The 24,330-nt window shown below is 60.6% G+C and carries 26 protein-coding genes, 2 tRNA genes and 3 pseudogenes; 26 read left to right on the forward strand and 5 right to left on the reverse strand.

The window, feature by feature from the left end:
- The first annotated feature begins 2 nt into the window (after nucleotides 1–2).
- Genes sake_RS06135 through ndk form a run of 3 tightly spaced genes read left to right on the forward strand, consistent with a single transcriptional unit; the run spans nucleotide 3 to nucleotide 2,131 of the window.
- Entirely contained in the window at nucleotides 3–446 is a 444-nt protein-coding gene (locus tag sake_RS06135; RefSeq protein WP_129359733.1) for a DUF4233 domain-containing protein, read from the forward strand.
- A 4-nt stretch (nucleotides 447–450) separates the two neighbouring features.
- Complete coding sequence (locus tag sake_RS06140) at nucleotides 451–1,707, forward strand: hypothetical protein (RefSeq protein ID WP_129359732.1); 1,257 nt, start codon at nucleotides 451–453, stop codon at nucleotides 1,705–1,707.
- 10 nt (nucleotides 1,708–1,717) lie between these two features.
- Entirely contained in the window at nucleotides 1,718–2,131 is a 414-nt protein-coding gene (gene ndk / locus sake_RS06145) for a nucleoside-diphosphate kinase (RefSeq protein ID WP_129359731.1), read from the forward strand.
- An 87-nt stretch (nucleotides 2,132–2,218) separates the two neighbouring features.
- Here the strand turns inward: ndk and sake_RS06150 are convergent, their stop codons facing one another.
- Complete coding sequence (locus sake_RS06150) at nucleotides 2,219–2,863, reverse strand: vitamin K epoxide reductase family protein (protein ID WP_238147613.1); 645 nt, start codon at nucleotides 2,861–2,863, stop codon at nucleotides 2,219–2,221.
- Nucleotides 2,864–3,333: 470 nt separating this feature from the next.
- Between sake_RS06150 and sake_RS06155 the strand changes: the two genes are divergently transcribed.
- The 15 genes from sake_RS06155 (at nucleotide 3,334) to sake_RS06225 (ending at nucleotide 15,529) form a co-directional block, all read left to right on the forward strand.
- Entirely contained in the window at nucleotides 3,334–6,348 is a 3,015-nt protein-coding gene (locus tag sake_RS06155) for an Rne/Rng family ribonuclease (RefSeq protein ID WP_371811978.1), read from the forward strand.
- 295 nt (nucleotides 6,349–6,643) lie between these two features.
- The gene (rplU, locus tag sake_RS06160) at nucleotides 6,644–6,955 is read left to right on the forward strand and encodes a 50S ribosomal protein L21 (RefSeq protein WP_129360143.1); all 312 of its coding nucleotides are present in this window, start codon (nucleotides 6,644–6,646) and stop codon (nucleotides 6,953–6,955) included.
- A gap of 52 nt (nucleotides 6,956–7,007) precedes the next feature.
- Complete coding sequence (rpmA, locus tag sake_RS06165) at nucleotides 7,008–7,265, forward strand: 50S ribosomal protein L27 (RefSeq protein WP_129359729.1); 258 nt, start codon at nucleotides 7,008–7,010, stop codon at nucleotides 7,263–7,265.
- Between the two features lie 139 nt (nucleotides 7,266–7,404).
- On the forward strand, nucleotides 7,405–9,018 hold the full coding sequence (gene obgE, locus sake_RS06170; protein WP_178945626.1) for a GTPase ObgE: 1,614 nt from the start codon (nucleotides 7,405–7,407) through the stop codon (nucleotides 9,016–9,018).
- Nucleotides 9,005–10,210, forward strand: a complete 1,206-nt coding sequence (proB, locus tag sake_RS06175; protein WP_129359727.1) for a glutamate 5-kinase — start codon at nucleotides 9,005–9,007, stop codon at nucleotides 10,208–10,210. Before obgE ends, proB begins: the two co-directional genes overlap by 14 nt.
- 122 nt (nucleotides 10,211–10,332) lie before the next feature.
- Nucleotides 10,333–11,640 carry a glutamate-5-semialdehyde dehydrogenase gene (locus tag sake_RS06180; RefSeq protein WP_129359726.1) on the forward strand — a complete coding sequence of 436 codons (1,308 nt, stop codon included), beginning with the start codon at nucleotides 10,333–10,335 and terminating at the stop codon, nucleotides 11,638–11,640.
- Nucleotides 11,641–11,716: 76 nt separating this feature from the next.
- Nucleotides 11,717–11,956, forward strand: a complete 240-nt coding sequence (locus sake_RS06185; RefSeq protein ID WP_129359725.1) for a hypothetical protein — start codon at nucleotides 11,717–11,719, stop codon at nucleotides 11,954–11,956.
- 68 nt (nucleotides 11,957–12,024) lie between these two features.
- Complete coding sequence (nadD, locus tag sake_RS06190; protein WP_129359724.1) at nucleotides 12,025–12,765, forward strand: nicotinate-nucleotide adenylyltransferase; 741 nt, start codon at nucleotides 12,025–12,027, stop codon at nucleotides 12,763–12,765.
- Nucleotides 12,766–12,857: 92 nt separating this feature from the next.
- Nucleotides 12,858–13,757, forward strand: a complete 900-nt coding sequence (locus sake_RS06195; RefSeq protein WP_129359723.1) for a hypothetical protein — start codon at nucleotides 12,858–12,860, stop codon at nucleotides 13,755–13,757.
- A 31-nt stretch (nucleotides 13,758–13,788) separates the two neighbouring features.
- Nucleotides 13,789–14,214 carry a ribosome silencing factor gene (gene rsfS / locus sake_RS06200; RefSeq protein ID WP_129359722.1) on the forward strand — a complete coding sequence of 142 codons (426 nt, stop codon included), beginning with the start codon at nucleotides 13,789–13,791 and terminating at the stop codon, nucleotides 14,212–14,214.
- 125 nt (nucleotides 14,215–14,339) lie between these two features.
- Nucleotides 14,340–14,412 (forward strand) — tRNA-Ala (locus tag sake_RS06205).
- A 173-nt stretch (nucleotides 14,413–14,585) separates the two neighbouring features.
- Nucleotides 14,586–14,870: an antibiotic biosynthesis monooxygenase gene (locus sake_RS06210; protein WP_165000971.1), complete on the forward strand. Its 285-nt coding sequence runs from the start codon at nucleotides 14,586–14,588 to the stop codon at nucleotides 14,868–14,870.
- A 66-nt stretch (nucleotides 14,871–14,936) separates the two neighbouring features.
- Nucleotides 14,937–15,009: transfer RNA gene (locus tag sake_RS06215), tRNA-Ala, on the forward strand.
- A 22-nt stretch (nucleotides 15,010–15,031) separates the two neighbouring features.
- Nucleotides 15,032–15,349: a hypothetical protein gene (locus tag sake_RS06220; RefSeq protein WP_165000970.1), complete on the forward strand. Its 318-nt coding sequence runs from the start codon at nucleotides 15,032–15,034 to the stop codon at nucleotides 15,347–15,349.
- Between the two features lie 30 nt (nucleotides 15,350–15,379).
- Nucleotides 15,380–15,529: a hypothetical protein gene (locus tag sake_RS06225; RefSeq protein ID WP_165000969.1), complete on the forward strand. Its 150-nt coding sequence runs from the start codon at nucleotides 15,380–15,382 to the stop codon at nucleotides 15,527–15,529.
- 125 nt (nucleotides 15,530–15,654) lie between these two features.
- Here the strand turns inward: sake_RS06225 and sake_RS06230 are convergent, their stop codons facing one another.
- Nucleotides 15,655–16,086, reverse strand: coding sequence for a hypothetical protein (locus tag sake_RS06230; protein ID WP_178945627.1), 432 nt, complete (start codon nucleotides 16,084–16,086; stop codon nucleotides 15,655–15,657).
- Nucleotides 16,083–16,649 (reverse strand): TetR/AcrR family transcriptional regulator, encoded by a 567-nt coding sequence (locus sake_RS06235; RefSeq protein ID WP_178945628.1) that lies wholly within the window; start codon nucleotides 16,647–16,649, stop codon nucleotides 16,083–16,085. The genes sake_RS06230 and sake_RS06235 overlap by 4 nt, the downstream gene beginning before the upstream one ends.
- Before the next feature lie 89 nt (nucleotides 16,650–16,738).
- Between sake_RS06235 and sake_RS06240 the strand changes: the two genes are divergently transcribed.
- The 8 genes and pseudogenes from sake_RS06240 (at nucleotide 16,739) to sake_RS06265 (ending at nucleotide 23,306) form a co-directional block, all read left to right on the forward strand.
- Nucleotides 16,739–17,788 (forward strand): NAD(P)-dependent alcohol dehydrogenase, encoded by a 1,050-nt coding sequence (locus tag sake_RS06240; RefSeq protein WP_178945629.1) that lies wholly within the window; start codon nucleotides 16,739–16,741, stop codon nucleotides 17,786–17,788.
- A 619-nt stretch (nucleotides 17,789–18,407) separates the two neighbouring features.
- A complete protein-coding gene (locus sake_RS06245) occupies nucleotides 18,408–19,424 on the forward strand; it encodes an aldo/keto reductase (RefSeq protein WP_178945630.1) in 1,017 nt (338 codons plus the stop codon).
- Between the two features lie 319 nt (nucleotides 19,425–19,743).
- Nucleotides 19,744–19,812: pseudogene (locus tag sake_RS13430) on the forward strand (hypothetical protein); the annotation flags it as partial.
- 172 nt (nucleotides 19,813–19,984) lie between these two features.
- A pseudogene (locus sake_RS13435) lies at nucleotides 19,985–20,107 on the forward strand (transcriptional regulator); the annotation flags it as partial.
- Between the two features lie 59 nt (nucleotides 20,108–20,166).
- Nucleotides 20,167–20,409 (forward strand): annotated as a pseudogene (locus sake_RS13440) (aldo/keto reductase); the annotation flags it as partial.
- Nucleotides 20,410–20,704: 295 nt separating this feature from the next.
- Entirely contained in the window at nucleotides 20,705–21,703 is a 999-nt protein-coding gene (locus tag sake_RS06255) for a metal ABC transporter substrate-binding protein (RefSeq protein ID WP_178945631.1), read from the forward strand.
- A complete protein-coding gene (locus sake_RS06260) occupies nucleotides 21,700–22,434 on the forward strand; it encodes a metal ABC transporter ATP-binding protein (protein WP_178945632.1) in 735 nt (244 codons plus the stop codon). The genes sake_RS06255 and sake_RS06260 overlap by 4 nt, the downstream gene beginning before the upstream one ends.
- Nucleotides 22,431–23,306, forward strand: coding sequence for a metal ABC transporter permease (locus sake_RS06265; protein WP_129359715.1), 876 nt, complete (start codon nucleotides 22,431–22,433; stop codon nucleotides 23,304–23,306). Before sake_RS06260 ends, sake_RS06265 begins: the two co-directional genes overlap by 4 nt.
- A gap of 13 nt (nucleotides 23,307–23,319) precedes the next feature.
- Here sake_RS06265 and sake_RS06270 read toward each other — a convergent pair whose 3' ends face one another.
- Both sake_RS06270 and sake_RS06275 read right to left on the reverse strand, forming a co-directional pair.
- Entirely contained in the window at nucleotides 23,320–24,000 is a 681-nt protein-coding gene (locus sake_RS06270) for a metal-dependent transcriptional regulator (protein ID WP_178945633.1), read from the reverse strand.
- Between the two features lie 59 nt (nucleotides 24,001–24,059).
- Nucleotides 24,060–24,296 (reverse strand): hypothetical protein, encoded by a 237-nt coding sequence (locus sake_RS06275; protein ID WP_178945634.1) that lies wholly within the window; start codon nucleotides 24,294–24,296, stop codon nucleotides 24,060–24,062.
- Nucleotides 24,297–24,330: the final 34 nt, after the last annotated feature.

Below are 24,330 nucleotides of genomic sequence, written 5' to 3' on the forward strand. Positions count from 1 at the left end.
ACATGGCACGCCTGACAAAGGCACAACGCGAGTGGCGTCCCGGCCAGGTCAAGAAACCCGGCTCGGTCAAAGTCATGTTCGCCTCGACGGTGCTTCTGCTAGAGGCCTTCGTCGTGTTCTTCGGGACATTGGCGTATTTCGGTCTTCAACACCTGCATTCTGGTACCGGAACCAAGATCACGGTGATGGTCGGGGGAATCGTCCTGGCTGCGGCATTCGTCTACAACTGTGCGGTCCTGAGGAAGTCGTGGGGGTACGCGATGGGCTGGATCCTCCAATTGCTCTTGGTTGCTACCGGCTTCCTTCTTCCCGCGATGTTCATCGTCGGTCTCTGCTTCCTTGCGGCATGGTGGTACTCCATGGTTACGGGTACCAAGATCGACAGAGAGAAGAAGGAACGCTGGGAAGCCGAGCAGGAGTGGGAGCGCACCCACGGGCAGGCCTGACCGGATGAACCCATGGGTGGGCGGCGACGCCGGAGAACCCGACCCCGCACAGATCGATCTGGAGCTCGAATCAGAGGCAATCTTCAGATCGTGGGGGCGGAAAAGGCCTGGCCTTCATCGTGATGTCGCCGCTGCCCGGTCCGTGCTCGAGTCCCTTGGCGGCACGCAGTCCACACCTACCGTGCTCGTCACGGGATCCAAAGGCAAAGGCCAGACGGCGGCGACCGCCGCGGCGTACCTGAGCGCCGCAGGTTTCCGGACCGGTTTGGTCGCGTCCCCGGGCATTCTGTCGAATCTTGACCGGTTCAGCCTGGACGGAATGGTAGTCGGTGTAGACGAGTACAACCGGTGGCTCTGGCGAACCGAAGACGCCGTTCGTCGCGCTTACGTCGAGCCCGACGGTTACCTGTCGCCGACGGGCCTGTTCACGGTTATGGGCCATGCGATGCTTCAGGCGAACGGAGCGGATGTGATCGTCCATGAAGCCGGGATGGGCGGCTCGCACGACGAAATCTCCGTTTTCGACCGCCTGGCCGTGGGTTTTACGAGCGTATTTCCCGAGCATCTGGATGTATTCGGACCTACTCTGGCCGATGTTGCGCGAGAGAAGTTCGGCCTGATCCGACCTCGCGACATTGTTTTCACCGTTCCGCAGGACAGCGTTGTGACAGACGTGATGCGCTCTCTTTGCGCGAGTCGTGCTGTTGAACCGCACGAGATTCCGGCCGGAGATTTCCTGAGCCAGAATCAGAATTTGGGGTGTGAACTGGCCAAGTACGCCGCGAGGGTACTGGGACGGGAACCGTATTCGGGCACCGTTGAATTGGACCGGCCCGGTCGAGGGCAGTTTTATGTGACTCGGAATGGGGCCGAATTCTGCCTCGACGCGTGCATCGATCCGTCAGGTCTGGCGGCGGCGGTCGAACGGGCCGAAGAACGCTGGGGCGAGGTATCGACAGTGTACTGGTCGGTTCCCACGACCAAAAATATTGAGGGGATGGCTCGGTGGCTCGAGGACCGGAGCGTCGAGCATTTCTTCGTACCCCTTGTGAGCGATCATTTGGACTACGATCTCTCGGCCGAAACGGAGGGTCGCCTACGGATCGCATCTCGGGACCGTCTTCTCGAGAGACTGCACCCGCATTCGCTGCTTGCTGGAACCATAACTTTCGGCACCTCCGTCTTGAATGAGATCGGGGTCACGGCAACGCGCCTCTTCCGCCCCGTTAGGATCGAGAGCGGAGACTTACCCCATATTTAGGAGTTCATTGATGTCCGAACGTTCGCTGGTCCTGGTCAAACCCGATGGAGTCGAGCGCAATCTCATCGGCGCCATCCTGTCCCGCATCGAAACCAAGGGTTACAAGATTGTTGAGCTCCAGAAGCTCACGCCAACCCGTGAGATCCTCGAGCAGCATTACGAGGAACACAAGGGCAAGCCCTTTTATGAGCCTCTCCTCGAATTCATGATGTCCGGCTCCGTGGTGGCGGCAGTGGTTGAGGGCGACCGCGTCATCGAGTCCGTTCGGACCTTGATGGGACCGTCGGACCCCACCGCTGCGGCCCCCGGAACCATTCGTGGGGATCTCAGCCGGGACTGGGGAGAGAAAGTCCAGAAGAACTTGGTTCATGGTTCGGACTCGCCCGAGTCTGCCGAACGCGAGATCGGCATCTGGTTCGGCTAGACACGCCCGGGCGCGACGCCCTATGGAAATTAACGACGAGGCCCCCGCAGACGCAGTCTGCGGGGGCCTCGTCGTTGAGAGACTGGCTCAAATCATTGAAAGAATATTAGAGAAGAACCGGATGAAGATGATTCCGAAGAGAACCAAGAGAATCATAATGACGAGGAACCAGGACCATCCGGGCAGCGACTCGGCCAAGCGGGGAGATACGGGAATCACCCCTGTTCGGATATTCCGCATGGTGACATTGACCGCCAACGCGGTCTGAACGATCCAAACGATCATGCAGTAGAGGCACAGAGCGTCAATCTGGAAGGTGGTCTCGTACCACAGCCAAAAAGTGAAGAGTGACCCCAGGAGCACTCCCACTTCGACGCAGATCCAGTACCAGCGTGCGAAGCGAGCTCCTGCGAAGAGTCCCACGCCGATCGTAAGGATGACGGCGTAGGCCACGATCCCGATGAAAGGGTTGGGGAACCCGAAGAGTTCGGCCTGCGGTGTACGCATCACGGTTCCGCAGTTGAGAAGTGCATTGATATCGCAACTGGACTTGTGTCCGGCGTCGAGAAATACCTGGAGCCTCTCGAAGACCAACGCCGCGGAGGCTATGAACCCAATAGCGCCTGTGGTGACCAGAAGCCAAGCAAATGGTTTTTCACGTGCATCGGTGGTGCTCGAAATCGACGGATTCGCGCGACGCCGTGGCGCGGGATCGACGCTGGATGTGCTCACTGGTCATTCCTTGGGGTCGGTTCCGCACAGTAACCTTCTGTGCACGTACGGATTCATCTTATCGAGGCAACGTGAATGTAGTACTTGAGGTGTTACGAATTCGTCTCAAAGGTCGCTGGCAATTCAATGAACAGCGAGCCAAGGCTTGGCTGTGCGATACTGAGAGAGGTGAGAGCCGCGCCGCACGCGGCTCGAAGCCCAATGTGACGCCGACAGGTGCCGTGCACCGCTTCGGACAACGAAGCGAAGACCACCTTTGCACAAGACTTCAGCGAGATGCGAAGCTCGGCGGATCCATTGGCCCGTGTGGAGCCCTTCGCCGGCATCTCCACAGCGCAGGCTCGATGAGCCCCACCCGGGTAGAGAACGACTTCCGGTCGTCGCGTAGATCGCGGCAGGACCGACTTGAATGGCCAGATCGCGGGTGCGGCTCGGGATCGGCTCCATAGGAGTACTAACTAAACATGAGCATGCAGAACGAAGGCACCGCCGCAGAAGGCGGGGCCGAAGTGGACGAACCCACGAACGCCCCCGAAGCGAATTCGCAGGAGACCGCCGAAACCGACGTCGAGCGCCAGGAATCCGGAACGCCCGAGGCTTCTCAGCCGGCCGAATCCGATATTTCGGGGCAGGGACAAGAACACCAAGCGGGGGAGGAAGAAGAACCGAGCACTCCAGTAGCTGCGTTGTCTCCGACTTCTCTTCTTTTCCACGCTCCGGACCTCGACGAAATCAAAGCCGCAGCCTCGGCCAAGAAAAAGCACGAGGACTCCGACGAAGACGACGAAGAACCGGAGGAAGACGACTCGACCGAAGACGGCGAAGTCGTTTCCCGCCGCCGTCGCCGTCGACGGCGGGGTGGAGAAGACCTCGAACTGACGGGCGGGAACGACGACGACCCGCCCAACACCGTGACCAAGGTCCGGACGCCGCGTCTGACCGAGGGGGCGGCCTCGAATAAGGTCACTTCGGTCAAGGGTTCGACGCGGCTCGAAGCGAAGCGTCAGCGTCGCCGCGATTCCCGCGCCTCCGGACGGCGTCGTCATGTGATCACCGAAGCGGAGTTCCTAGCCCGTCGTGAATCGGTTGAACGCCAGATGATCGTTCGTCAGAAAGACGATCGGATCCAAATCGGCGTTCTGGAAGACGGCGTCCTGGCGGAGCACTTCGTGTCCAAAACCCAGCAGGACTCGCTCATCGGCAACGTTTACGTAGGCAAGGTCCAGAACGTACTTCCGTCCATGGAAGCCGCATTCGTAGACATCGGTCGCGGGCGCAACGCCGTCTTGTATGCCGGCGAGGTCAATTGGGACGCCTCCGGACTCGATGGCCAGCCTCGCAAGATCGAGAACGCGCTCAAATCAGGGGACTCGGTTCTGGTCCAGGTGACCAAGGACCCCATCGGGCACAAGGGTGCGCGTTTGACCTCCCAGGTCTCTCTCCCCGGCCGTTTTCTGGTCTACGTACCGGGCGGGTCAATGACGGGCATCTCCCGTAAATTGCCGGATACCGAGCGGGCCCGTCTCAAGAAGATCCTCAAGGACAAACTGCCGGACGGGGCGGGAGTCATAGTCCGCACGGCCGCAGAAGGTGCTGCCGAAGAAGAGCTGGCCCATGACATCAACCGATTGCGCGCGCAGTGGGAAGACATCGAGTCCAAGTCCAAGTCCAAGAAGACCTTGGCTCCGGAGATGCTCTACCAAGAGCCGGACCTGACCATCAAGACGGTTCGCGACGTCTTTAACGAAGATTTCTCCGCCATGGTCGTTCAGGGCGACCAAGCGTGGGACAGCATTGAGGCGTACGTGACCTATGTGGCACCGGATCTGATCGACCGACTCAAGAAGTGGGATGGCGAGGAAGACCTCTTCGACCATTACCGCATTGAAGAAGGTCTTTCCAAGGCACTTGATCGCAAGGTCTTCTTGCCTTCCGGAGGCTCCTTGGTGATCGATCGCACCGAGGCGATGACCGTCATCGACGTCAACACGGGAAAGTTCACCGGTTCCGGCGGAAACTTGGAAGAAACCGTGACCAAGAACAACCTGGAGGCCGCCGAAGAGATCGTCCGTCAACTGCGTCTGCGCGACATCGGCGGAATCATCGTCATTGACTTCATTGACATGGTTCTGGAATCGAACCGCGATCTTGTCCTGCGTCGACTCATCGAATGCCTGGGTCGGGATCGGACCAAACATCAGGTCGCCGAGGTGACCTCGCTTGGTTTGGTCCAGATGACGCGCAAACGCATGGGTACGGGCCTTCTGGAGGTCTTCTCCGAGACGTGCGAGCACTGCGCAGGCCGGGGCGTCATCGTCCACGACCAGCCGCTCAAGGGTCGCGCCGGCGGTGCAGGGACAGAGCACAACGGTCGAAACGACCGCAAGCGCAATAAGGACCGCGGCAAACAGCGCAATCACGACGAGCACCCGAAGCAGGACGAGGCGAAGGCCGAGGCCGCGCGCAATGCTCTGGCGAATATAGCGGCAGCTTCCTCTCATCAGGAAGACTCAGAATCCTCCGAAACCGGTGAAGATTCACTCAACCGTGGACAGCACACACCCGAATCGGGCGAATCGAAGTCCGCGAAGAAGCGCAAGCGCCGCAAGCGAAATAAGGACCGCAGTCCCGTGACTGGGTCCAACGAGGCCCAGGCCTCCGACAACGCTTCCGGCCAGGACCGTTCGAGCGGTCACCAGAAGGGTGTAGCCGAGGGTGAGCCGGACGCCGTCGTGACGATTCAGGGTGAGGTCGTCAGCCTGCCTCAAGGCTCCAAGGTGGACGAGGAGCAAGAGTCCTACGGCGAGCAAGGCTCGTTCAGTCTCGATTCTCTCGCGGCAGCTTTCGAAAACAAGGGGGCCTCAAGCAACCTCGACAATTCGGAGGAGCCGGTTTCCGAGGCGGAGGCTTCGGAAGAGGACCAGCAGGATCGTGAAGTTCGTCCGGTCCGACGCGGACGTCGTGATGCTGCTCGGAACCGCTCAGGTCGAGAAGGCGCAGAAGCGGCGCGTCGTGCGGCACTCGAGGCGCTTCAGGACATGAAGCCCGGTGGCCGCGGCGGACGTCGTAAGAAACCTGCGCAGGAATCGAATCAGGACAAAAAGGCTGATCAACAGCGTTCCGACAAGCCGCAGCAGCGAGATACTCCGCGGCGCAAGACGTCACGGGCGGTTGTGGAGCCGGAGAATGATCAGAATCTGACCGGCGTTGCGACGCCCGGGCAGCCGTCGAATACGCCGGAACCTGTTGCTGAGAAGGCCGCAACCGCGCCCCAGGCCACTCAACCGAAGAAGCGACGGAGTCGGCGTGCGGCCTCGAGCACGGGAGTCGGGGGAACGATCCAAGCGGGTGAGAGCGGAAAGGCCCAGGGCGGATCCGTGTCCACAGCCTCGTATTCGGCTGCCGCCGAGACCTCGTCGTCGAATGAGGATGTCCCGATGCTGGGCGTAGGAGTCAAGGCTTCCGAAATCCGGCGCCCGGAGTAGAGGAATGTGATGCGGGTCGCCCATGAACGACGGCGACACGCATCACCTCCACTTGCCCGTCTTCGTGCGGTACCGTAGGCTTGTTAGTCGGTGCTCATTGCCACCTCATGACGGGCGTTATGGTCCGGGCCGTTCGAAGCGGGCTGAGACGGGAGATGAGCATGAGAGCGCAATGCCCGCGGTTTATGCCGTTGGAAGCGAGAAGGCCGGCCCTCCGTCTCAGTGAGGGGTCGTCTGAGCAGGCGCCCTCCCTAGAAACTTTGTACATATAACGTCGAGAGAAGTGAGTTCCCAAGTGGTGTACGCGATTGTCCGCGCTGGCGGCCGCCAAGAAAAGGTTTCCGTCGGAGACCTCGTGACCCTTGACCGCGTCGCCGGCGAGGCCGGCAGCACCATTGAGCTGCCCGTGCTGATGCTGGTCGACGGCGAGTCGGTCACTGCAGATGCCAAGAGCTTGGCATCCGCAAAGGTCACTGCAGAGAAGGTCGAGGACCTGCGTGGTCCGAAGATCGTTATCCAGAAGTACAAGAACAAGACCGGTTACAAAAAGCGCCAGGGCTTCCGTGCTGATCTGACCAAGGTCAAGATCACCGGCATCAACGCCTAGTAACCGACAGCACGGTTTTCCGTCAGAAAATTTTAACCGAAGGTAGGCAGGTATGGCACATAAAAAAGGTGCAAGCTCAACCCGTAACGGTCGCGACTCGAACCCCCAGTACCTGGGTGTGAAGCGCTTTGGCGGCCAGGCCGTCAACGCCGGCGAGATCATCGTCCGCCAGCGCGGTACCCACTTCCACCCGGGCGACAACGTCGGCCGCGGGGGAGACGACACGCTCTTCGCTCTGGCCGCTGGCCAGGTCGAATTCGGCCGTCGTCGGGGTCGTAAGGTCGTCAACATTTTGGAAGCGGCCGAGTAACTCACTCGTTGCTTCACTGCCCGGCCATTTTGACCGGCAGAGATGAGAGGGCATGTGCTCATTCGCAGCGCACGCCCTCTTTTCTCGTTTAAAATCGTTAGAATCACCAAAAGCGCACGTGTCAGTTCGAGGAGTTTGTGTGGCGAATTTTGTGGACAGGGTCGTTTTGCACGCCAGCGGCGGGGCGGGCGGCGACGGCTGCGTGTCCGTGCGTCGAGAAAAGTTCAAGCCTTTGGGCGGACCTGACGGTGGCAACGGTGGTCACGGTGGCAATGTGATCCTCCGGGTTGACGGTCAATCGACCACATTGCTGGAATACCATCACTCCCCGCATCAGACGGCTCCCAAGGGAGACATCGGGCGCGGCGCTCTCAACCACGGTCGCCACGGTGAGGATCTTATCCTTTCCGTGCCGCAGGGGACCGTCGTCAAGACGAAAGAGGGAGAGGTCCTGGCGGATCTCGTGCGTGAAGGCGATGAATTCATCGCGGCCCACGGCGGAATAGGCGGCAGCGGAAATGCCGCGCTGGCCTCCGTCAAGCGCAAGGCTCCTGGTTTCGCTCTCCTCGGTACGGACGGCGAGACGCGGGACATCGTTCTCGAGCTGAAGTCGATCGCCGACGTCGCCTTGGTTGGCTACCCGTCTGCCGGCAAGTCCTCGCTGATCGCTGCGATCAGTGCTGCTCGCCCCAAAATCGCCGACTATCCGTTCACCACGTTGGTGCCCAATCTGGGCGTTGTGGAAGCGGGGGATACCCGCTTCACGGTGGCCGATGTACCCGGCCTGATCGAGGGTGCCTCGGACGGGAAGGGCCTCGGCCACCGCTTCCTGCGTCACGTTGAGCGCTGCGCCGCCATCGTGCACGTGATCGACTGCGCGACCCTTGAACCCCGTAGGGACCCCATCAGCGATTTCGAGACCATCAACGCGGAACTTTCGCGATATGAGGTGGATCCTTCGGCGGGAACCTCAACTCCACTGGTCGAAAGGCCTCACATTGCGGTTCTGAACAAGATCGATGTTCCGGAAGCTCGTGAATTGGCCGAGTTCGTGAGAAACGATCTTGAGGACCGCGGACTGCGGGTCGTCGAGATTTCCACGGCCTCGCACGAAGGGCTGCGCGAACTGACTTTCGCCATGGCAGAGCTTGTCGAGGAAGCTCGCGCCCATCAAGCCGAGACGGAGGTCGAGGAGCCGGCCCCGGCCGTCATCCGGCCCCGAGGCCACCGCCGCAAGAGAGAATCCGAGTTCACGATCCGTCATGAAGAACGGAATTTGGAGCCGCTCTTCCGCGTGCTGGGTGAGAAGCCGGAGCGTTGGATCAAGCAAACCGATTTCTCAAATGATGAAGCAGTGGGGTTCTTGGCCGATCGTCTCGCTAAGCTCGGTGTGGAAGACGAATTATTCAAACAGGGCGCCAAACCCGGCGACGCCGTGGTCATCGGATCAGAGGCGGACGCAGTGATCTTCGATTGGGAGCCGACTATGGTGACCGGTGCGGAGAATCTGACGAGTCCACGCGGATCCGACGTCCGTCTCGAAGAACTCATTCGGCCCACGCGTGCTGAGAAGCGCGAGGACTACCAGCAGCGAAAGGACGCACGAGCTGCGGCACGTGACGAGCTGGAATCCGAGCGCCTCGCGGGCAAATGGACCGAATCCGTGGAACAAAGGCGGGAACGCAAAGCACGGGAGTCAGCGGCCGGGACGAGCGACACGCAAGGAGACGAATCAGGGCATGAGCAAGGCTAGAGGCAAACTCAAGAGGACTGAGGTACAGCGTTCCGCGGAAAACCGCGGGAAGAACCGAATCAGCCCCATTGAGAGCAGGTCGGACATTCCCAAGGCGCGGCGCGTGGTGGTCAAGGTCGGCTCATCGTCTCTGACCTCGATCGCCAACTCATTGGACGAGTTGGCAGTCGCGACGATCACGGATGTCTTGGCCAAAGCCCATGCGCGCAACGTCGAGGTGGTGTTCGTGTCCTCGGGCGCCATCGCAGCGGGTCTGGCTCCCTTGGGGTTGAGCCGTCGTCCCAAGGACCTCGCCACACAGCAGGCTGCAGCCTCGGTGGGGCAGTCACTGATCATGACCCGGTACACCGAGCTCTTCACCAGGTACGACGTCACGATTTCGCAGGTCCTGGTCACGGCCGAGGATCTCATGCACCGCAACCGCTACCACAACGCACACCGGCAGTTGGAACGCCTGTTGGACCTCAACGTGCTTCCGATCGTCAATGAAAACGACGCCGTCGCGACCCACGAGCTGAAATTCGGGGACAACGACCGCATCGCTGCGTTGGTGGCCCACACCATCAAGGCGGACGCCTTATTGCTCTTGTCGGACGTGGACGCTCTCTACACCAAGCACCCTGCGGAAGGCGGAGAGCGGATTCCGGAAGTGACGGATCCGGAAAAGGACCTCGAAGGCGTGGAAATCGGTACGATCGGTCGAGCCGGCGTCGGCTCCGGCGGCATGGTCACCAAGGTTGAGGCAGCCAAGATCGCCTCCAGCTCCGGGATTCCGGCGCTGGTAACCTCCACGGCCAATGCAGCAGCAGCTCTCGAAGGCCAGGACGTCGGCACTTGGTTCAAGCCGACGGGCGGGCGCCGCTCGGTCCGACTGGTGTGGTTGGCCCAATTGGCCAAGACCAAGGGAGCCCTGACTCTGGACGACGGTGCCGTCAAAGCCATTCGTCGCCGCACCTCACTGCTCGCCGCCGGTGTCACCAAAGTCGAAGGCATCTTCCGGCCGGGAGAGGCCATCGCGCTCAAGGCGCCGAACGGGAAGACTATCGCCCATGGCATCGCCGCGTATTCGAGCGAGGATTGCGCCAAGACGGCAGGCAAACATACCGATGACGCCCTCGACGAGCTCGGGGAGGGATTCGACGGTGTGCTGGTCCACGTCGACAATCTCGCTCTTTTACGCCGTAAGTATTGAACCTCTAGGGGATGCGCTCCGCCCGTGAGGGGAGGGAGAGTGGCGTCGTTGGGGAGGGCAGTGGCTTTTACTCAGAGTGAAAGCGGCTGATTCCCAACGACGCTCCCGCTAAGGTTGGGGTCATGAGCCAAAACGTACAGGCACAAGAGTCCACTTTTTCCGTTCCGGACGACATCCAGTCTGCGGTCAATGCGCTGGCCGATGACGCCCGCGCGGCTTCACGCACGCTGGCCACCGCGGACCGAAGCCGGAAAGACCGGGCGTTGCTCCGTATCGCCGAGGCGATCGATGCCCAACGCGAAGTCATCCTTCGCTCGAACGAGGCTGACGTCGCCCGTGGCAAGGAGAAAGGGCTCGCCGAGAACCTAGTTGACCGGCTGACGCTCAACAACGACCGCATCGACGGTTTGATCGAGGCGCTCAAGAACTTGGCCTCGCAGGTCGATCCGATCGGCGAGGTCCTGGACGGCCAGATCCTGCCCAACGGACTTCGGGTTTCCCGGGTTCGCGTCCCGCTCGGCGTCGTCGGAGCCATCTACGAGGCTCGCCCGAACGTCACGGTCGATATTGCTGGCCTGGCCCTCAAGTCCGGAAATGCTGCCATGTTGCGGGGCGGCTCCGCAGCGCTTGAAACCAACAAAGCCCTGGTCGGCGTAATCCGCGATGCCCTCGACTCCGCGGGCCTGCCCATGGATTGCGTCCAATCGGTCGACGAGTACGGCCGCGACGGGGCCAACGCTTTGATGCTCGCGCGCGGCAAGGTCGATGTGCTGATTCCCCGAGGCGGCGGAAACCTCATCCAGTCCGTCGTGAACAACGCGCGCGTCCCGGTGATCGAAACCGGCGAGGGCAATGTGCACATTTACCTTGACACCACGGCGACCGAAGAAAATGCTGTTCCGTTGGTTGTGAACTCCAAGATCCACCGTCCCTCAGCCTGCAACTCGGCCGAGACCCTGCTGATCCAGAAGGACGCCCCGGCGGCTGAGGCCGTGCTCACAGGCCTTCTTGATGCCGACGTCCGCCTGCACGTCGACGAAGCCGCCGCAGCGCTTGCCGGAGGATACTCAGGTCAGGTCGTTGCAGCGGAAGACGGCGACTGGGACTCAGAGAGTCTCGCTTTGGAAATGTCCGTTCGTGTCGTGGATTCGATGGACGAGGCCCTGGATCACATTCAGCGGTACTCGACCGGTCACACGGAACTCATTATCACCAATGACCTCCGAAAGGCTGATGAGTTCGTCGCTCGCATCGATTCGGCGACCGTGATGGTCAATGCATCTACGCGGTTTACCGACGGAGGCGAGCTGGGGCTCGGAGCCGAGGTCGGAATTTCGACGCAGAAGCTCCATGCCCGCGGGCCGATGGGTTTGGCTCAATTGACTTCCTCACAATGGGTTGTGCGAGGAGAAGGCCACACAAGGGGCTAAACTAGGGGTGACTTCATCGCACCGGAATTAAGCGGCGGTCGCCCTGGGCGGCACGCCGGAAGGGATCATTAGGCACATGCTCAACTCAGCCATTCTGGCCTCCGCAACCGTCGCGGAAGAAAGCGCCGGCTACGACCTCGGTATTCCCCATTGGTTGGTTGCCGTGATCTTCTTCTGCCTCTTCTTGCTCATGTTGTTGGTCGTTGTTTCCTTCTCGGGCCGTGGGGTCCGTCGCGATGGCTTGTCCAATCCCGCCGAGATCTCACCGGATGAACAAGACGCAATGACCGAGTACAACGAAAAGCACCACCGTTAGACGACGGTCATAGGGAGACCGGGGCCCGCGCAGGCGTTCCGCAGCGCGCGGTCCCGGTTCTGTGTTCCATGAATCCTCAGCTCAAAGCCACCACCGCCGACGGCCTGCCCGTTCCCCCTCGCCGCCCGGGGCGTACTCGCCTGGGCGTCATGGGCGGCACGTTCGACCCCATTCACCACGGGCACCTTGTGGCCGCGAGTGAGGTCGCATCCGTCTTCGATCTCGACGAAGTCGTATTTGTGCCCACGGGTCAACCGTGGCAGAAAGCGGACAAACAAGTTTCCTCGGCGGAACATCGGTACCTCATGACCGTGGTCGCGACGGCCTCGAATCCTCGGTTCACTGTTTCGCGAGTCGATATCGATCGTCCCGGACCGACCTACACGGTCGACACCCTCCGCGACTTGCGTGAGATTCGCCCCAATGCCGATCTGTTCTTCATCACCGGGGCGGACGCGATGGCGCAGGTTCTGTCGTGGAAGGACGCCGCAGAAATGTGGGATCTCGCCTACTTCGTAGGAGTGACCCGGCCTGGCCACGAGCTGTCTGCGCCGTATCATGGGGATGGAGTCGGGCTTCTGGAGGTCCCAGCCATGGCGATCTCTTCTACCGACGTGCGACGACGGTCCGCAGCGGGAAAACCCGTGTGGTATCTCGTGCCGGACGGAGTCGTCCAGTACATCAACAAGTACAACCTGTATGATCCGCACGAGGATTCCGGTGACGACAACAATCGTCGGAATCCTGATCGCCTGCCGGGGGATCACGATGCTATGACAACCCCGGTAGACTCGAGAAGAGCACATTAACATGCGCGACGAGCGGACACGTCAAGGAGTTTCAGCTGAGTAGCAATCTTCCCACCACCACCGATATTTATTCGGATCCGGAAAAGGTGTACGTGGCGGAGGACGGAACGAAGGTCCCTCCGGCACCGGAGGCGTATGGTCCGCGTCGCCTTGCCCGCTACCGGCGTCAGCACCTGTCTGAGGTCAGGGGAGAACCGCCGCTCCACACCCAGGGCGTTCCGATTGTTCCTGTCCACGAGCCGCCGCCAGAGGTTCTGGAGATTCAGCACCGGTTCGAGGCACTGGCCGGGGCACTGAATGAGAACGGCGAGTTCGTGGAGCTCAGCGAGGACGACGAATTCGAGACCTTGATCGCCGCGGACGCCTCTGCGGTCCAGTTCCAGGAAGAGGACGTCCTCAACGCCGTCCAACGGCACATCCTGGGGGAGTCCGGCACCGTTGCGGACACACCTAGTCTGTCGATCAACCCTGCGCACCTTTCCGGATTCAGCAGTACAGATATCAAACGCGACTACGATGAGCACATTCTGGGCCCGGTGACTATGGGGGTTCCCGTGGTCCTGGGACCGGCAAGTTCTTCTACTTCGCAAGGGTCCGTCTCCGGTCAGGGTGCGGCTGCATCCCAGGTTGAGGCAGCTCCGGACAACGTGGAACCCTCTCCGGCCGCCGAATTTTCGGTCGCTTCGCAGGATGAGCCCGTGGGCGGTCGGTCCAACACGACCGAGGTCGAGGACGCGGAGTCTTCGTCGGCTGACAGTCCTTCGTCTCGTTCACAGGGCGATGCCGATGTGGCGGAGCCGAGCCAATCGACGGTTGCATCCGAGTCGGAGCCCGCGGACGTCAAGCCCGTCCGGGCGATGGATGCCCACGGGCTGGACCTGTCCGGAATGGACCGTAAGGCTCCGAAATCCGGTGGGCGGATCGCTTTGATCACCGTTGTTCTTCTACTTCTCATTGTGGCCGTGGTGTTGGGAATCATCTTCCTCATCTGACGAGGCCGCACAACCGTCCCGAAAGGACACCATGACCGCAACACAAGAATCAGTCGATGCCATCAAGCTTGCGGCCCGTGCCGCAGAGTCCAAGCAGGCTACCCAACTCAACGCGTATGACGTTTCTGAGATCATGGGCCTGATCGACGGCTTTCTAATAGCTTCGGCCTCGAACGAGAGGCTTGTCGACGCGATCGTCGACGAGGTCGAGGACCAATTGCGCGAGCAGCTCGATATCAAACCGCTGCGTCGGGAAGGAAAATCCGGCGGACGCTGGGTGCTTCTCGACTTCGGCGACATCGTCGTGCATGTTCAGCACGAGGAAGAGCGCGCGTTCTACGCCCTGGACCGGCTCTGGGCCGAAGCTCCCCGCATCCCGTTGGGCGTGGAGAGCGAGCTCGACGAGGTCGAGGAGCTGCCGGACGCGAGCGAGCTTGCACCTGAGCCTCGCTCCTAAACGGAACCCGCTCAGGGTGGGGCACATCACGTTCCGTCGGTTTGCGCCCCGCCCCACGGTGTTCGTATAGTAGAGGAGTTGCCGACGCTGGCAACAAATAAATCATTGATTGTCAATGAAAATATGGGGCTGTGGCGCAGCTGGTAGCGCATCTGCATGGCATGCAGAGGGTCAGGGGTTCGAGTCCCCTCAGCTCCACTCGTGGATACCATCCCCCGATGACCAAAAAGGTTATCGGGGGATGGTTTTTAATAGTGCCCGACTCTGACGCTTGCGGACCTCGTTCATGGCCCGTCGCGGCCGGAGGCGACCAGGACGTATATGTCGGATCCGGCCTAAAATGGACGTATCAACGTACAAGGAGGCCGACGATGACCGTCGTCAAAATCAACAAATTGTCCGTTCCATCCGGGGCCAACGAGGAACTCGAGCGTCGATTCGCCGAACGCAAGCATTCCGTGGATTCCGCCCCAGGTTTCGAAGGATTCGAACTTCTCCGCCCCGCCGGCGAACAGAAGGAATACTTCGTGGTGACGCGGTGGGCCGATGAAGCGAGTTTCCAGGCGTGGGCCTCGCAACGCCAACCCAGGGACCCCAAGTCCACGGTTTCGAACTCCGAGGGACTGCTCGAGTTTGAGGTAGTGGACCTGGACTGAGACCGGCTGGCTCGTCGCCCGGATTCCGCATCCGGCGACGAGCTCTGCTAAGCTATAGAAGTTCTTGGGGCTGTGGCGCAGCTGGTAGCGCACCTGCATGGCATGCAGGGGGTCAGGGGTTCGAGTCCCCTCAGCTCCACGTAAAGTACAACGAAAGAACCTTGCTCCGCATCATCGCGGGGCAAGGTTCTTTCGTTGTGTGGCTTGGGTTTCGTGGCGAGGATCGTCTGGATCGCTTCGTTGGGTTCGAGGGTAGCGTCGTCCTCGTCATCGATGGTGATGCGGTCGAACAGGGACCGGTTGAGCATCCGTCGTTCGGACGGTTCTGCCTTGGCGTAGACCTCGTCGATGTCGGTGAGGAGGCCGAGGACGGCATCGAGTGCGACCTTGGCCTTGTCGTAGGTCGTTTCCAAGGTGCCGAGGAGGCCGGTGATCGCTTGGAGGCTGGCGCGGATGCGGTCTCGTTCCGTCTTGAGTAGGTCGATGGGAATCGCGTCGGCGTAGTGGGCTTGGACGAGCTTGAGGCGTTCGGCTTCGAGCTTGGCCTTCTGGCCTGCGAGCAGCTTCTGCTCATCGTTCGTGGACTCCGCGAGGGTGCCGCATACCTGCCCGAGCACGCCCTGGATTTGTGCTACTTCGGTCGAGGGCTTCTACTGTGAGGCGTTCGAGTTTGTTTGCGGCTTCGCTGCGGATGCGTTCTTAATCGGGGGTGACCGAGCCTCAGGCCCCAACGTGTCCCAGCTCGGTGCGCCTGTGCTTGCGGAAGTAAGCGGGGCGGGTGGGGTCAGCGGCGGCGTTCACCGCGCTCGCACCGCGCCTCACGCCCGGTGAAGACCAGGCCGATCCCGCAGCACAACTCGCCACGATGCTCGACCAAGCCACCCAGCAACCACGACTTCTGTTTGTGTCCCTCGGCGATGTCTTCGGGCCGCTCGTTGTTTTCCGCCTGCTGCCGGTGGAGGGTAGCGAGCACGACGTGCTCGATGCGCTCGCGCTGGTGGGGGCAAATCGATCGTGCGGTACAGGGCTTCGACTCGTTGCTCGACCTGAGCGGTTGGCCGGGCTTTGCGTCGCCGGCGGAGAGAGTCGCGGCGGCGGTGGCAGACGAAGTATTGTATACGCGGCCGGTCTTGGTACGGGAGTCCTGCACGATCAGCCGCCGTCCGCACTCAACGCAGAACACCCATGAAATGTCGAGGCTAGCTAGCCCCGTCAAGGGCGCTCTTTCAGTCCCTCAATCATAATCGTGGAGAAGCGTCGGCAACGCGCTCTGGCATGGGTATGCCATCTCATTGCGATCGTTCGGACGCTCGCAATGAGGAGTTCTATGTCCTTACCGACGAGGTCAGTGCGGGCCCGTCCCACATCGCGGAGACGAGTGGCGAGGAGCGTAAGGTCCTGCTGCACGCGACGGTCAAAACCAACGAGTAGGGGCGCGGACCGCTCACTGCCAGCGATCCGGGTCGCGAGGCCAGGGACGGCGAGTTCGAGGTCGACAACTGCATCGATTGCCTCACGCAGTCCCTGCCAAGGGTCTGAGGACCTGGCGGCGTCGGCGAGTAGAGACAAGCAATGCTCGACCTCTTGGTCAAACACAACATCGATCAGGTCGAGACGCGTCGGGAAATGGCGGTACAGCGTAGCGGTGCCGACATGGGCTTGACGCGCGATCATAACGGTCGAAGCGTCAAGCCCATCGTCGGCGAACGCCTTGCGTGCTGCGGCCACGATGCGAGCGCGGTTTCGACGGGCATCCTTGCGTCCACTTTTTTCAATCACGAGAGCCTTCAATCTGAGAGGGTTGACAGCGTCATTCTCTCGCTTTGCTAGGAAAGGGGCACCTTGCCCACTTCTCTGGCTAGTGTCACATGTACGAAGGACATCGAGACGAGAGTGAGATCAAAATCGTGACGATCGAAGCGGCAGGATTCCGGCGCTATGGAGGCCCAGAGGTGTTGGAGGTGATGCGTATACCAACTCCTGAGGCAGCGAGCGGGCAGGTTCTTATCCGAGTCGCGGCGACAACAGTGAACGCCGGAGAAATCTGGCAACGTCAGGGCAAGCTGCGGACGATTGCTCGCGTGTCTCTTCCCAGGTTCGTTGGCATTGATTTTTCCGGGCAAGTCGTCGAGCTCGGCGACGGTGTCACGGGGTTTTCCGTAGGAGATTGGGTATGGGGAACTGTCGATGAACTCGGCTCAGCCGGTTCTGCTGCTGAGTTGGTCGCGGTTGACTCGGGGAGGATCGCACGGATGCCTCTAGAGTGGAATGCAACCCATGCAGTGAGTCTGTTGTCTGGTGCAACAACTGCCCTCGTCGGACTTCGGGACAAAGCACAACTGCGCCGTGGTGAGCGGTTACTGGTGCGTGGTGCTGCGGGCGGAGTAGGAAGCATCGCCATACAACTCGGCCATATGTATGGCGCGCACGTTACAGCCTTAGCTAGTCCCACAAGTGAACAGTTCGTGCGCGCTCTCGGGGCGGACGAAGTAATTGACTATCGCACATCGCTGGCGTCGATTGGAACGTACGACGTAGTTTTCGATGCCAGGGGAACCGATTTATGGGCATTGCGGCGACTGATCCCCTCTCACGGGCGGCTGGTCACAATCTCCTTCGACATAGAACATAAGATGCGAAGCCTGGGCGGAATCGCCGTCTCCCGCATATTCGGCAAACGCCGTATCCAGTTCTTTCGAGGTCATCCGACCGCCGCATTAGTTGAGGAGGTTGCCCGGTTCGCAGAGGACGGACACCTGCGACCGGTCATTGACAGCGTTTATCCCCTTGAGCGCATCGGCGACGCGCAGGCCAGGCTTGAGGCTGGGGGAGTCCAGGGCAAGATCGTCGTCACAATCGGGTCCCCGGCGGACGCTGGGTCAGTTACCTTGACGGGCGGGCACGACACCATTTTCTGAAGGTGGACGGCAGTGCCCTTTTCTGCACGTTGATCCCGAACGGAAAAAGTGTCGTGCACCTGGAGATCGGTGCCCAGCCTTTGACTCGCAGGCGAACCAGCAGTGTGTTAGAACTCGATCACTTCGTGCTTGAGTGCGGGCCCGGGTTTTACTCTCGGATGAGAGGAAATATGGGCTCAGCGGTGACCAAGAAGCCGAGGCCGACTGGCTTTCCGGTGAAGTGCTCATCCCCAACGACGGCGCCGGGTTCGTACTCGACGGCACTTCGCGATTCGTCGCCAAGACCGACTTTCGCCTGCTCCCAGAGGGAACCGAGCCGCTCGAACCTCTGCCAGGTGTTCGGTATGAGTCCACCCGCGTCCACCTAGACGTATATCGCAGGACTGATATCAACAGCTCCGCTCGTGGATTCACGGGCGGGGCTCTTCGATGTGGCCTGGCATCGGGGCGCTGAGGCTTTCGACCGATACGCGCACTGGCAGTGCCTTGTTCGTATCTACCTTCCCTTCTAGCCTCAAAGGAAGAGGCCTCCGCCGCGATCGGCATCAAATACGTACGTCCAGGGGCGCAGTTCCCCGAAAATTCTCGCGGATGGTCAAACAGTGAAAGCAGGTATGCGATGGAAAACCGTCTTCTCGGCCGTACCGGTGTATCGGTCAGTCCTCTGTGTCTCGGGGCAATGATGTTCGGCCCTTGGGGCAATGATGACCGCGACGACGCTACCCGTATCATTCATCGAGCGTTGGACGCCGGCATCAACTTCGTCGATACCGCGGACGTCTACTCCGGCGGTGTCTCAGAAGAGATCGTCGGCCAAGCTCTCAAGGGTCGCCGTGACGAGATCTTCCTGGCCACGAAATTCTTCATGCCGATGAGCGAGAACCCGAACGCGCGAGGCGGGTCACGTCTTTGGATCATGCGGGAAGTCGAAAATTCCCTCCGCCGGCTACGAACCGACCATATCGACCTCTATCAGGTGCATCGTCCGAGCCCGCACACCGACGTCGAGGAGACGCTCGGCGCGCTAACCGACCTTGTGCGGCAGGGGAAAGTCCGATACATCGGCTCGTCCTCCTATTCGGGATCGCAGATTGTCGAGGCCCAGTGGGCCTCGCGCGAGCGGAATCTCGAGCGTTTCGTCACCGAACAGCCGCCCTATTCGATCCTCGTTCGGGGCATTGAAGAGGACGTGCTTCCGACAGTGCGCCGCTACGGTATGGGCACTCTCTCCTACAGCCCTCTTTCGGGTGGTTGGCTGTCGGGTCGTTGGCGCGAGAACAGCGCGTCCGTGCCGGCCTCTCAAGCACGCCCCGGCGCCAGGTTCGATATGTCCGTGGAAGCTAACCAGCGGAAGCTCACCGTGGTCGAAGACCTGGCATTGCTCGCGGAGCAAGCGGGAATGTCGCTCATTGAGATGGCGATTGCTTTCGTTCTGAACCATCCAGGGATCACGAGCGCGATCATCGGACCGAGAACGATGGAACAGCTCGAGACGTATCTTCCCGCCGCCGACGTCACTCTTCCAGCGGACGTCCTGGACCGGATCGATAAAATCGTCGCACCCGGGGTCACGGTCAACCCGGAAGACAACAGCTACGGTGCGGCCGAATTGTCTTCCAAAGCGAGAAGGCGTTAGGCAAGCAAGCCAGCGGCCCCGCCTCCGCCCAAGCTACGCGCGAAGGCAGGGCCGCCGGTCCTTCTCGTCACAGTTGTCGGAGAATCCATATCCGCATGGAACAACGCTTGGCACAGTCGGGGGTAGTAACACTCGTGACCCGTGTACTGACAGTTCCTGCCAGCGCGGATCGGTCGAACGCCAGCCTTGATCTATGGATCACAGAATGCAGGTCGCGGAATTCCTGAGATCCCGCCGGGACAAGATCGCTCCTGAATAGGCGGGGATCATCGCCGGCGGACGACGCCGCGTTCCGGGATTGCGACGCGAAGAAGTAGCGATGCTCACCGGAGTCAGCGTCGAGTACTACGCCCGGATGGAACGCGGAAGCATGGCCGGAGTATCTCCCGAGCTTCTGACCGCGCTGGCACGGGCGCTTCAACTCGACGAAGCCGAATACGATCATCTGGTCGATCTGGCTGGGTCCGCGGGACCATCCTTGTCACGAGGCAAACGGGACCACGAACAGACTATGAAACCGCTCGATACAGCGGTTCCTGGATGCTGTCACGGGAGCCCCTATGTGGGTCCGAGATCGAAAGATGGACTTCGTCTCCGCGAATTCCCTCGGCAAGGCCCTGTACTCGCCGCTGTTGAATGATCCAGCAAACCGCGGCAATACTGCCCGCTTCACTTTCCTGAATCCGGCGGCACATGTATTTTTCCCCGACTGGGAGCAGAATGCCGACAACATTGTTGCGACATGCCCGCACTGGGTTTCGGCGTCTTCCAAACACCACCCGAAACCACCGCTGCAACCGTCGAGGATGCTCTGCGTGCCGGATATCGACTCATCGACACCGCAGCCTCATACTTCAATGAACGTGAAGTCGGCCAAGGTATCAAACAATCGGACGTCGACCGGTCCGGCGTTTTCATCGAAACCAAGCTGTGGATCAGCGACTACGGCTACGACGATGCCCTGCACGCCTTCGAGAAGTCCGCGACTACGGCGAGCGCCGAATCCTTCGGCCCCAATATTCCCGAAGTCTGAGCCCGCTTAGGGCGCCGCCCCCACTGTGGAGGCGTGGCTGACTTCGGTCAACCTTGAAGCGGCAGCCGGAGGACAACTTTTTCACCAACTACGTGCAACTGGTAGTGGAAAGTTCGCTTAGTCGAACATATGATGTTGGCAGGCGGGTGGGCACCCCGAGGGGTACTCCTTGAAAATGATCCAGCTCCAACTCATGGACACGCCCACCCGCTCTCGCCCGCACCCATACTGAGGCAAGGAAGCCAAGATGCATCGAGAGCAGTCACCCGACCAACCCCGCCCTGAGATCCCGGCTCCTCGTCGTCGCCCCTTGTTGTCACGACTGTTGAAAATACCGGCGCTGCTGGCGGTGGTACCCGTGGTCGCGTCATGCGCCGGGGGAGAGGACAGCAAGGCAGCCGGTGACGACAAGAAGCCGGTCGTCCTCACGACGTTCACGGTGTTGGCCGATATGACACAAGCCATCGCTGGCGACCACCTCCAGGTGGAATCGATTACCAAGCCTGGGGCCGAGATCCATGAATACGAACCGACCCCGGAGGACATCAAGAAAGCTTCGAAAGCCGACCTCATCCTCGAAAACGGGATGAACCTCGAAGCTTGGTTCGAAAAGTTCACACAGGATTCCAGGGCGACCAAAGCGACGCTCTCTGATGGAGTCGAACCCATATCCATCGGCGAGGGCGAAGCCGAGGGGAAGCCGAATCCACACGCATGGATGAGCCCGGTGGCCGCGGAAAAGTACACCGACAATATTCAGAAGGCCCTCTCAGAACTGGACCCCGATCATCGGAAGGACTTCGAGAAAAATGCCTCGGCCTACAAAGAGCAGCTGAAAGATATTCACGATCAACTGACCTCGACTCTTCACGCAATTCCGGAAAACCGTCGGACCCTGCTCACCTGTGAAGGTGCATTCTCCTATCTCGCTCGCGATGCCGGTCTCAAAGAGCAGTACCTGTGGGCGGTCAACTCCGACGCGGAACCGTCGGCACAACGCGTCTCCGAAGTCACACGAGACGTCAGAGCCAACCAGACACCAGCTGCGTTTTGCGAATCAACGGTTTCCGACAGCACCATGCAGCAGGTCGTCAGGAGCACAGACGCTCAATTCGGCGGAACACTCTACGTCGATTCGCTCTCGGATAAGAACGGACCGGTCCCCACATACCTCGATTTGCTCAGATACGACGCCCGCGTGATCTCCGACGGACTGACCGGTCGGAAACACGAGGCAAGCCATTGAGCGGTTCGGCGGAAGCACCGGCCATCGAAATCAATGGAATCAACGTGGATTACGGAAAGTACCGGGCACTGCAGGACGTGACCTTCACCGTCCGGCAAGGAAGGGTATGTGCCCTCCTCGGGATGAACGGGTCCGGCAAGTCCACGCTCTTCAACGCGATCTCCGGCGCCCTCAGCCCGACGGCGGGATCCGTGAGAATCCTTGGCCGCACGGTCAAACAAGCTCAGAAATCAGGATTGTTAGGCTATATGCCTCAGGCCGAGGCCGTTGACTGGGATTTTCCCGTCAGTGTCCACGACGTCGTGATGATGGGCAGATACGGATCAATGGGACCTTCCAGACGCCCCCGGGCCCAGGACAAGGACGCTGTCAATCGTTCGCTCGAACGCGTGGGTCTGGCCGAATTTGCGCAACGACAGATAGGTCGCCTCTCCGGAGGGCAGAAGAAAAGAACCTTCCTCGCGCGAGCACTTGCTCAGAACGCCCAAGTCCTCCTCCTCGACGAGCCGTTTGCCGGGGTGGACCGGGTTTCCGCTCAGACCATGACGGAGGTCCTGCGCGATTTGGCCCATGATGGAATCACCGTACTCATCACCGTGCACGAGATAGACAACATAGCCCAATGGGCCGACGAAGCCATCCTCCTGCGACGACGTGTGGTCTACAGAGGCGAGGCCTCCGACGTGCTGAGACCCGAGAAATTAGCGTTGGCATTCGGAGGCGAAGAATGAGCCTCGTCCACATTCTCCTCGAACCGTTCGAATTCGAATTCATGGTCCGAGCCATCTCGGCCACGCTCTTGGCCTCGGTCCTCTGCGCGGTGCTGTCCTGCTGGCTGATACTTACGGGATGGTCATTGCTGGGCGACGCGGTCTCGCACGCGGTACTGCCCGGCGTCGTGCTCTCCTACGCGCTGGGACTGCCATTCGCCCTTGGCGCGGCGATCTTCGGGCTGCTCGCGGTGGCCCTGATCGGAGGCGTCAAGGAGACCACACGCATCAAAGAGGACGCATCCATCGGGATAGTCTTCACAACTCTCTTTGCCCTGGGACTCGTCCTGGTCTCCGTGACACCGTCCCAAGTCGACCTCAACCACATCATTTTCGGGAATCTGTTGGGTGTATCGCCTTCGGATCTCAGGCAGGTCGCTGCGCTCGCCGGCGTGTGCTTGGCGGTGTTGATTTTCAAAAGACGCGATCTGAGTCTCTATGCGTTCGATCCGGGACACGCCAGAAATATCGGCGTCAACCCACGCATTCTTGGTGCGACGTTGCTTGGCGTTTTGGCGTTGACCTGCGTGGTCGCGCTTCAGGCCGTGGGCGTGGTCCTCGTGGTCGGGATGCTTATCATCCCTGGAGCGACTGCCCGTTTGCTGACCGAAAGAATGTCACGGATGCTTGTGGTCGCACCGGTGTTGTCTTCGTTGTGCTCGCTGGTGGGTATCTACACGAGTTATTTCGCGGATACTTCCACGGGAGGAACGGTTGTTCTGTGCCAAGGGGCTCTGTTCCTCGTCGTCTATCTTCTGGCGCCCAGGAACGGCCAGTTGGCACGGCTTCTCGTCGCCCGAGGTCGCCGACCCGGGGTAGAGCGAATCGACTGACGGTGCAACGAGACTACGAGAAGTCTTCCGAGACGAAGATGGCGTCGGTGGCCTCGCGCCCCAAACTCAGCGAGGCCCCGTCGCCGTCCACGGAGACGTCAAGCGCACCCGAGAAGGGGGCACCGGCAGATGTGTTGAGTTTCGTCCCGACGGCAAGGCCCTGGGCCGAAAAATACTGGAGCAGTTGTGGGTCCGAATCGGAAATCCGCTCTACCTGGACCGACTGACCCGGTCGTACGTCTGTCAGTCGAGTGGCCGACGGGGACTTGACCGTGCCATCTGCCGAAGGGATCGGATCACCGTGGGGGTCCCGTTCCGGATGGCCCAAGAGTTCGGCAACTCGCTCAATCATGAAATCCGAGACGGAGTGCTCGAGGACTTCCGCCTCGTCGTGGACTTGATCCCAGGTGTACCCCAGAGTCTCTACGAGGAAAGTTTCCAACAGTCTGTGGCGCCTGACCATGGCGACGGCATGTTGACGGCCTTGCTCCGTCAAGTCCACGGCTCCGTACGGGGCGTGCTTGAGGAAGCCTTGGTTGGTGAGTTTGCGGACCGCGTCAGAGACCGAGGACAACCGCAACCCGGTTGCCGCGGAGATCGCGGAAGCCGTGACGGGTTCGTCGGACCACTCGTTGAGCGACCAGATGGTCTTGAGGTAGTTCTGCGTGCTTTCGGTCAATGACGTGACGGACATGTCAACCATCGTACGGAATCAGTCTGCAAGCCTCGACATGGACCGTGAATCGGTGCCGCTCATTCCACATTCCGATCACGAACATCCATGCGGAGCCGATAACCGTCCAGATCAGGCCGTTGATGAATGAGGCGAAGAAACCGGCCCTGAACCATTCTGCGGTGGTGACGTGCCCCGGAGCTGTAGATCACGCCGGCCGGGACGGAAGCATAGTGCGACAGCCCTCCGACCAGGTTTTCGATGAAGCCCAAGGGCAGTCGTTGCAATCGGTTCCGTTCGCCACATTCAGGGGTCACGTACTCGCCCCGGGCGCACGGGTCATATGACAAA

Source organism: Kocuria sp. TGY1127_2 (assembly GCF_013394385.1).
GTDB lineage: Bacteria > Actinomycetota > Actinomycetes > Actinomycetales > Micrococcaceae > Rothia.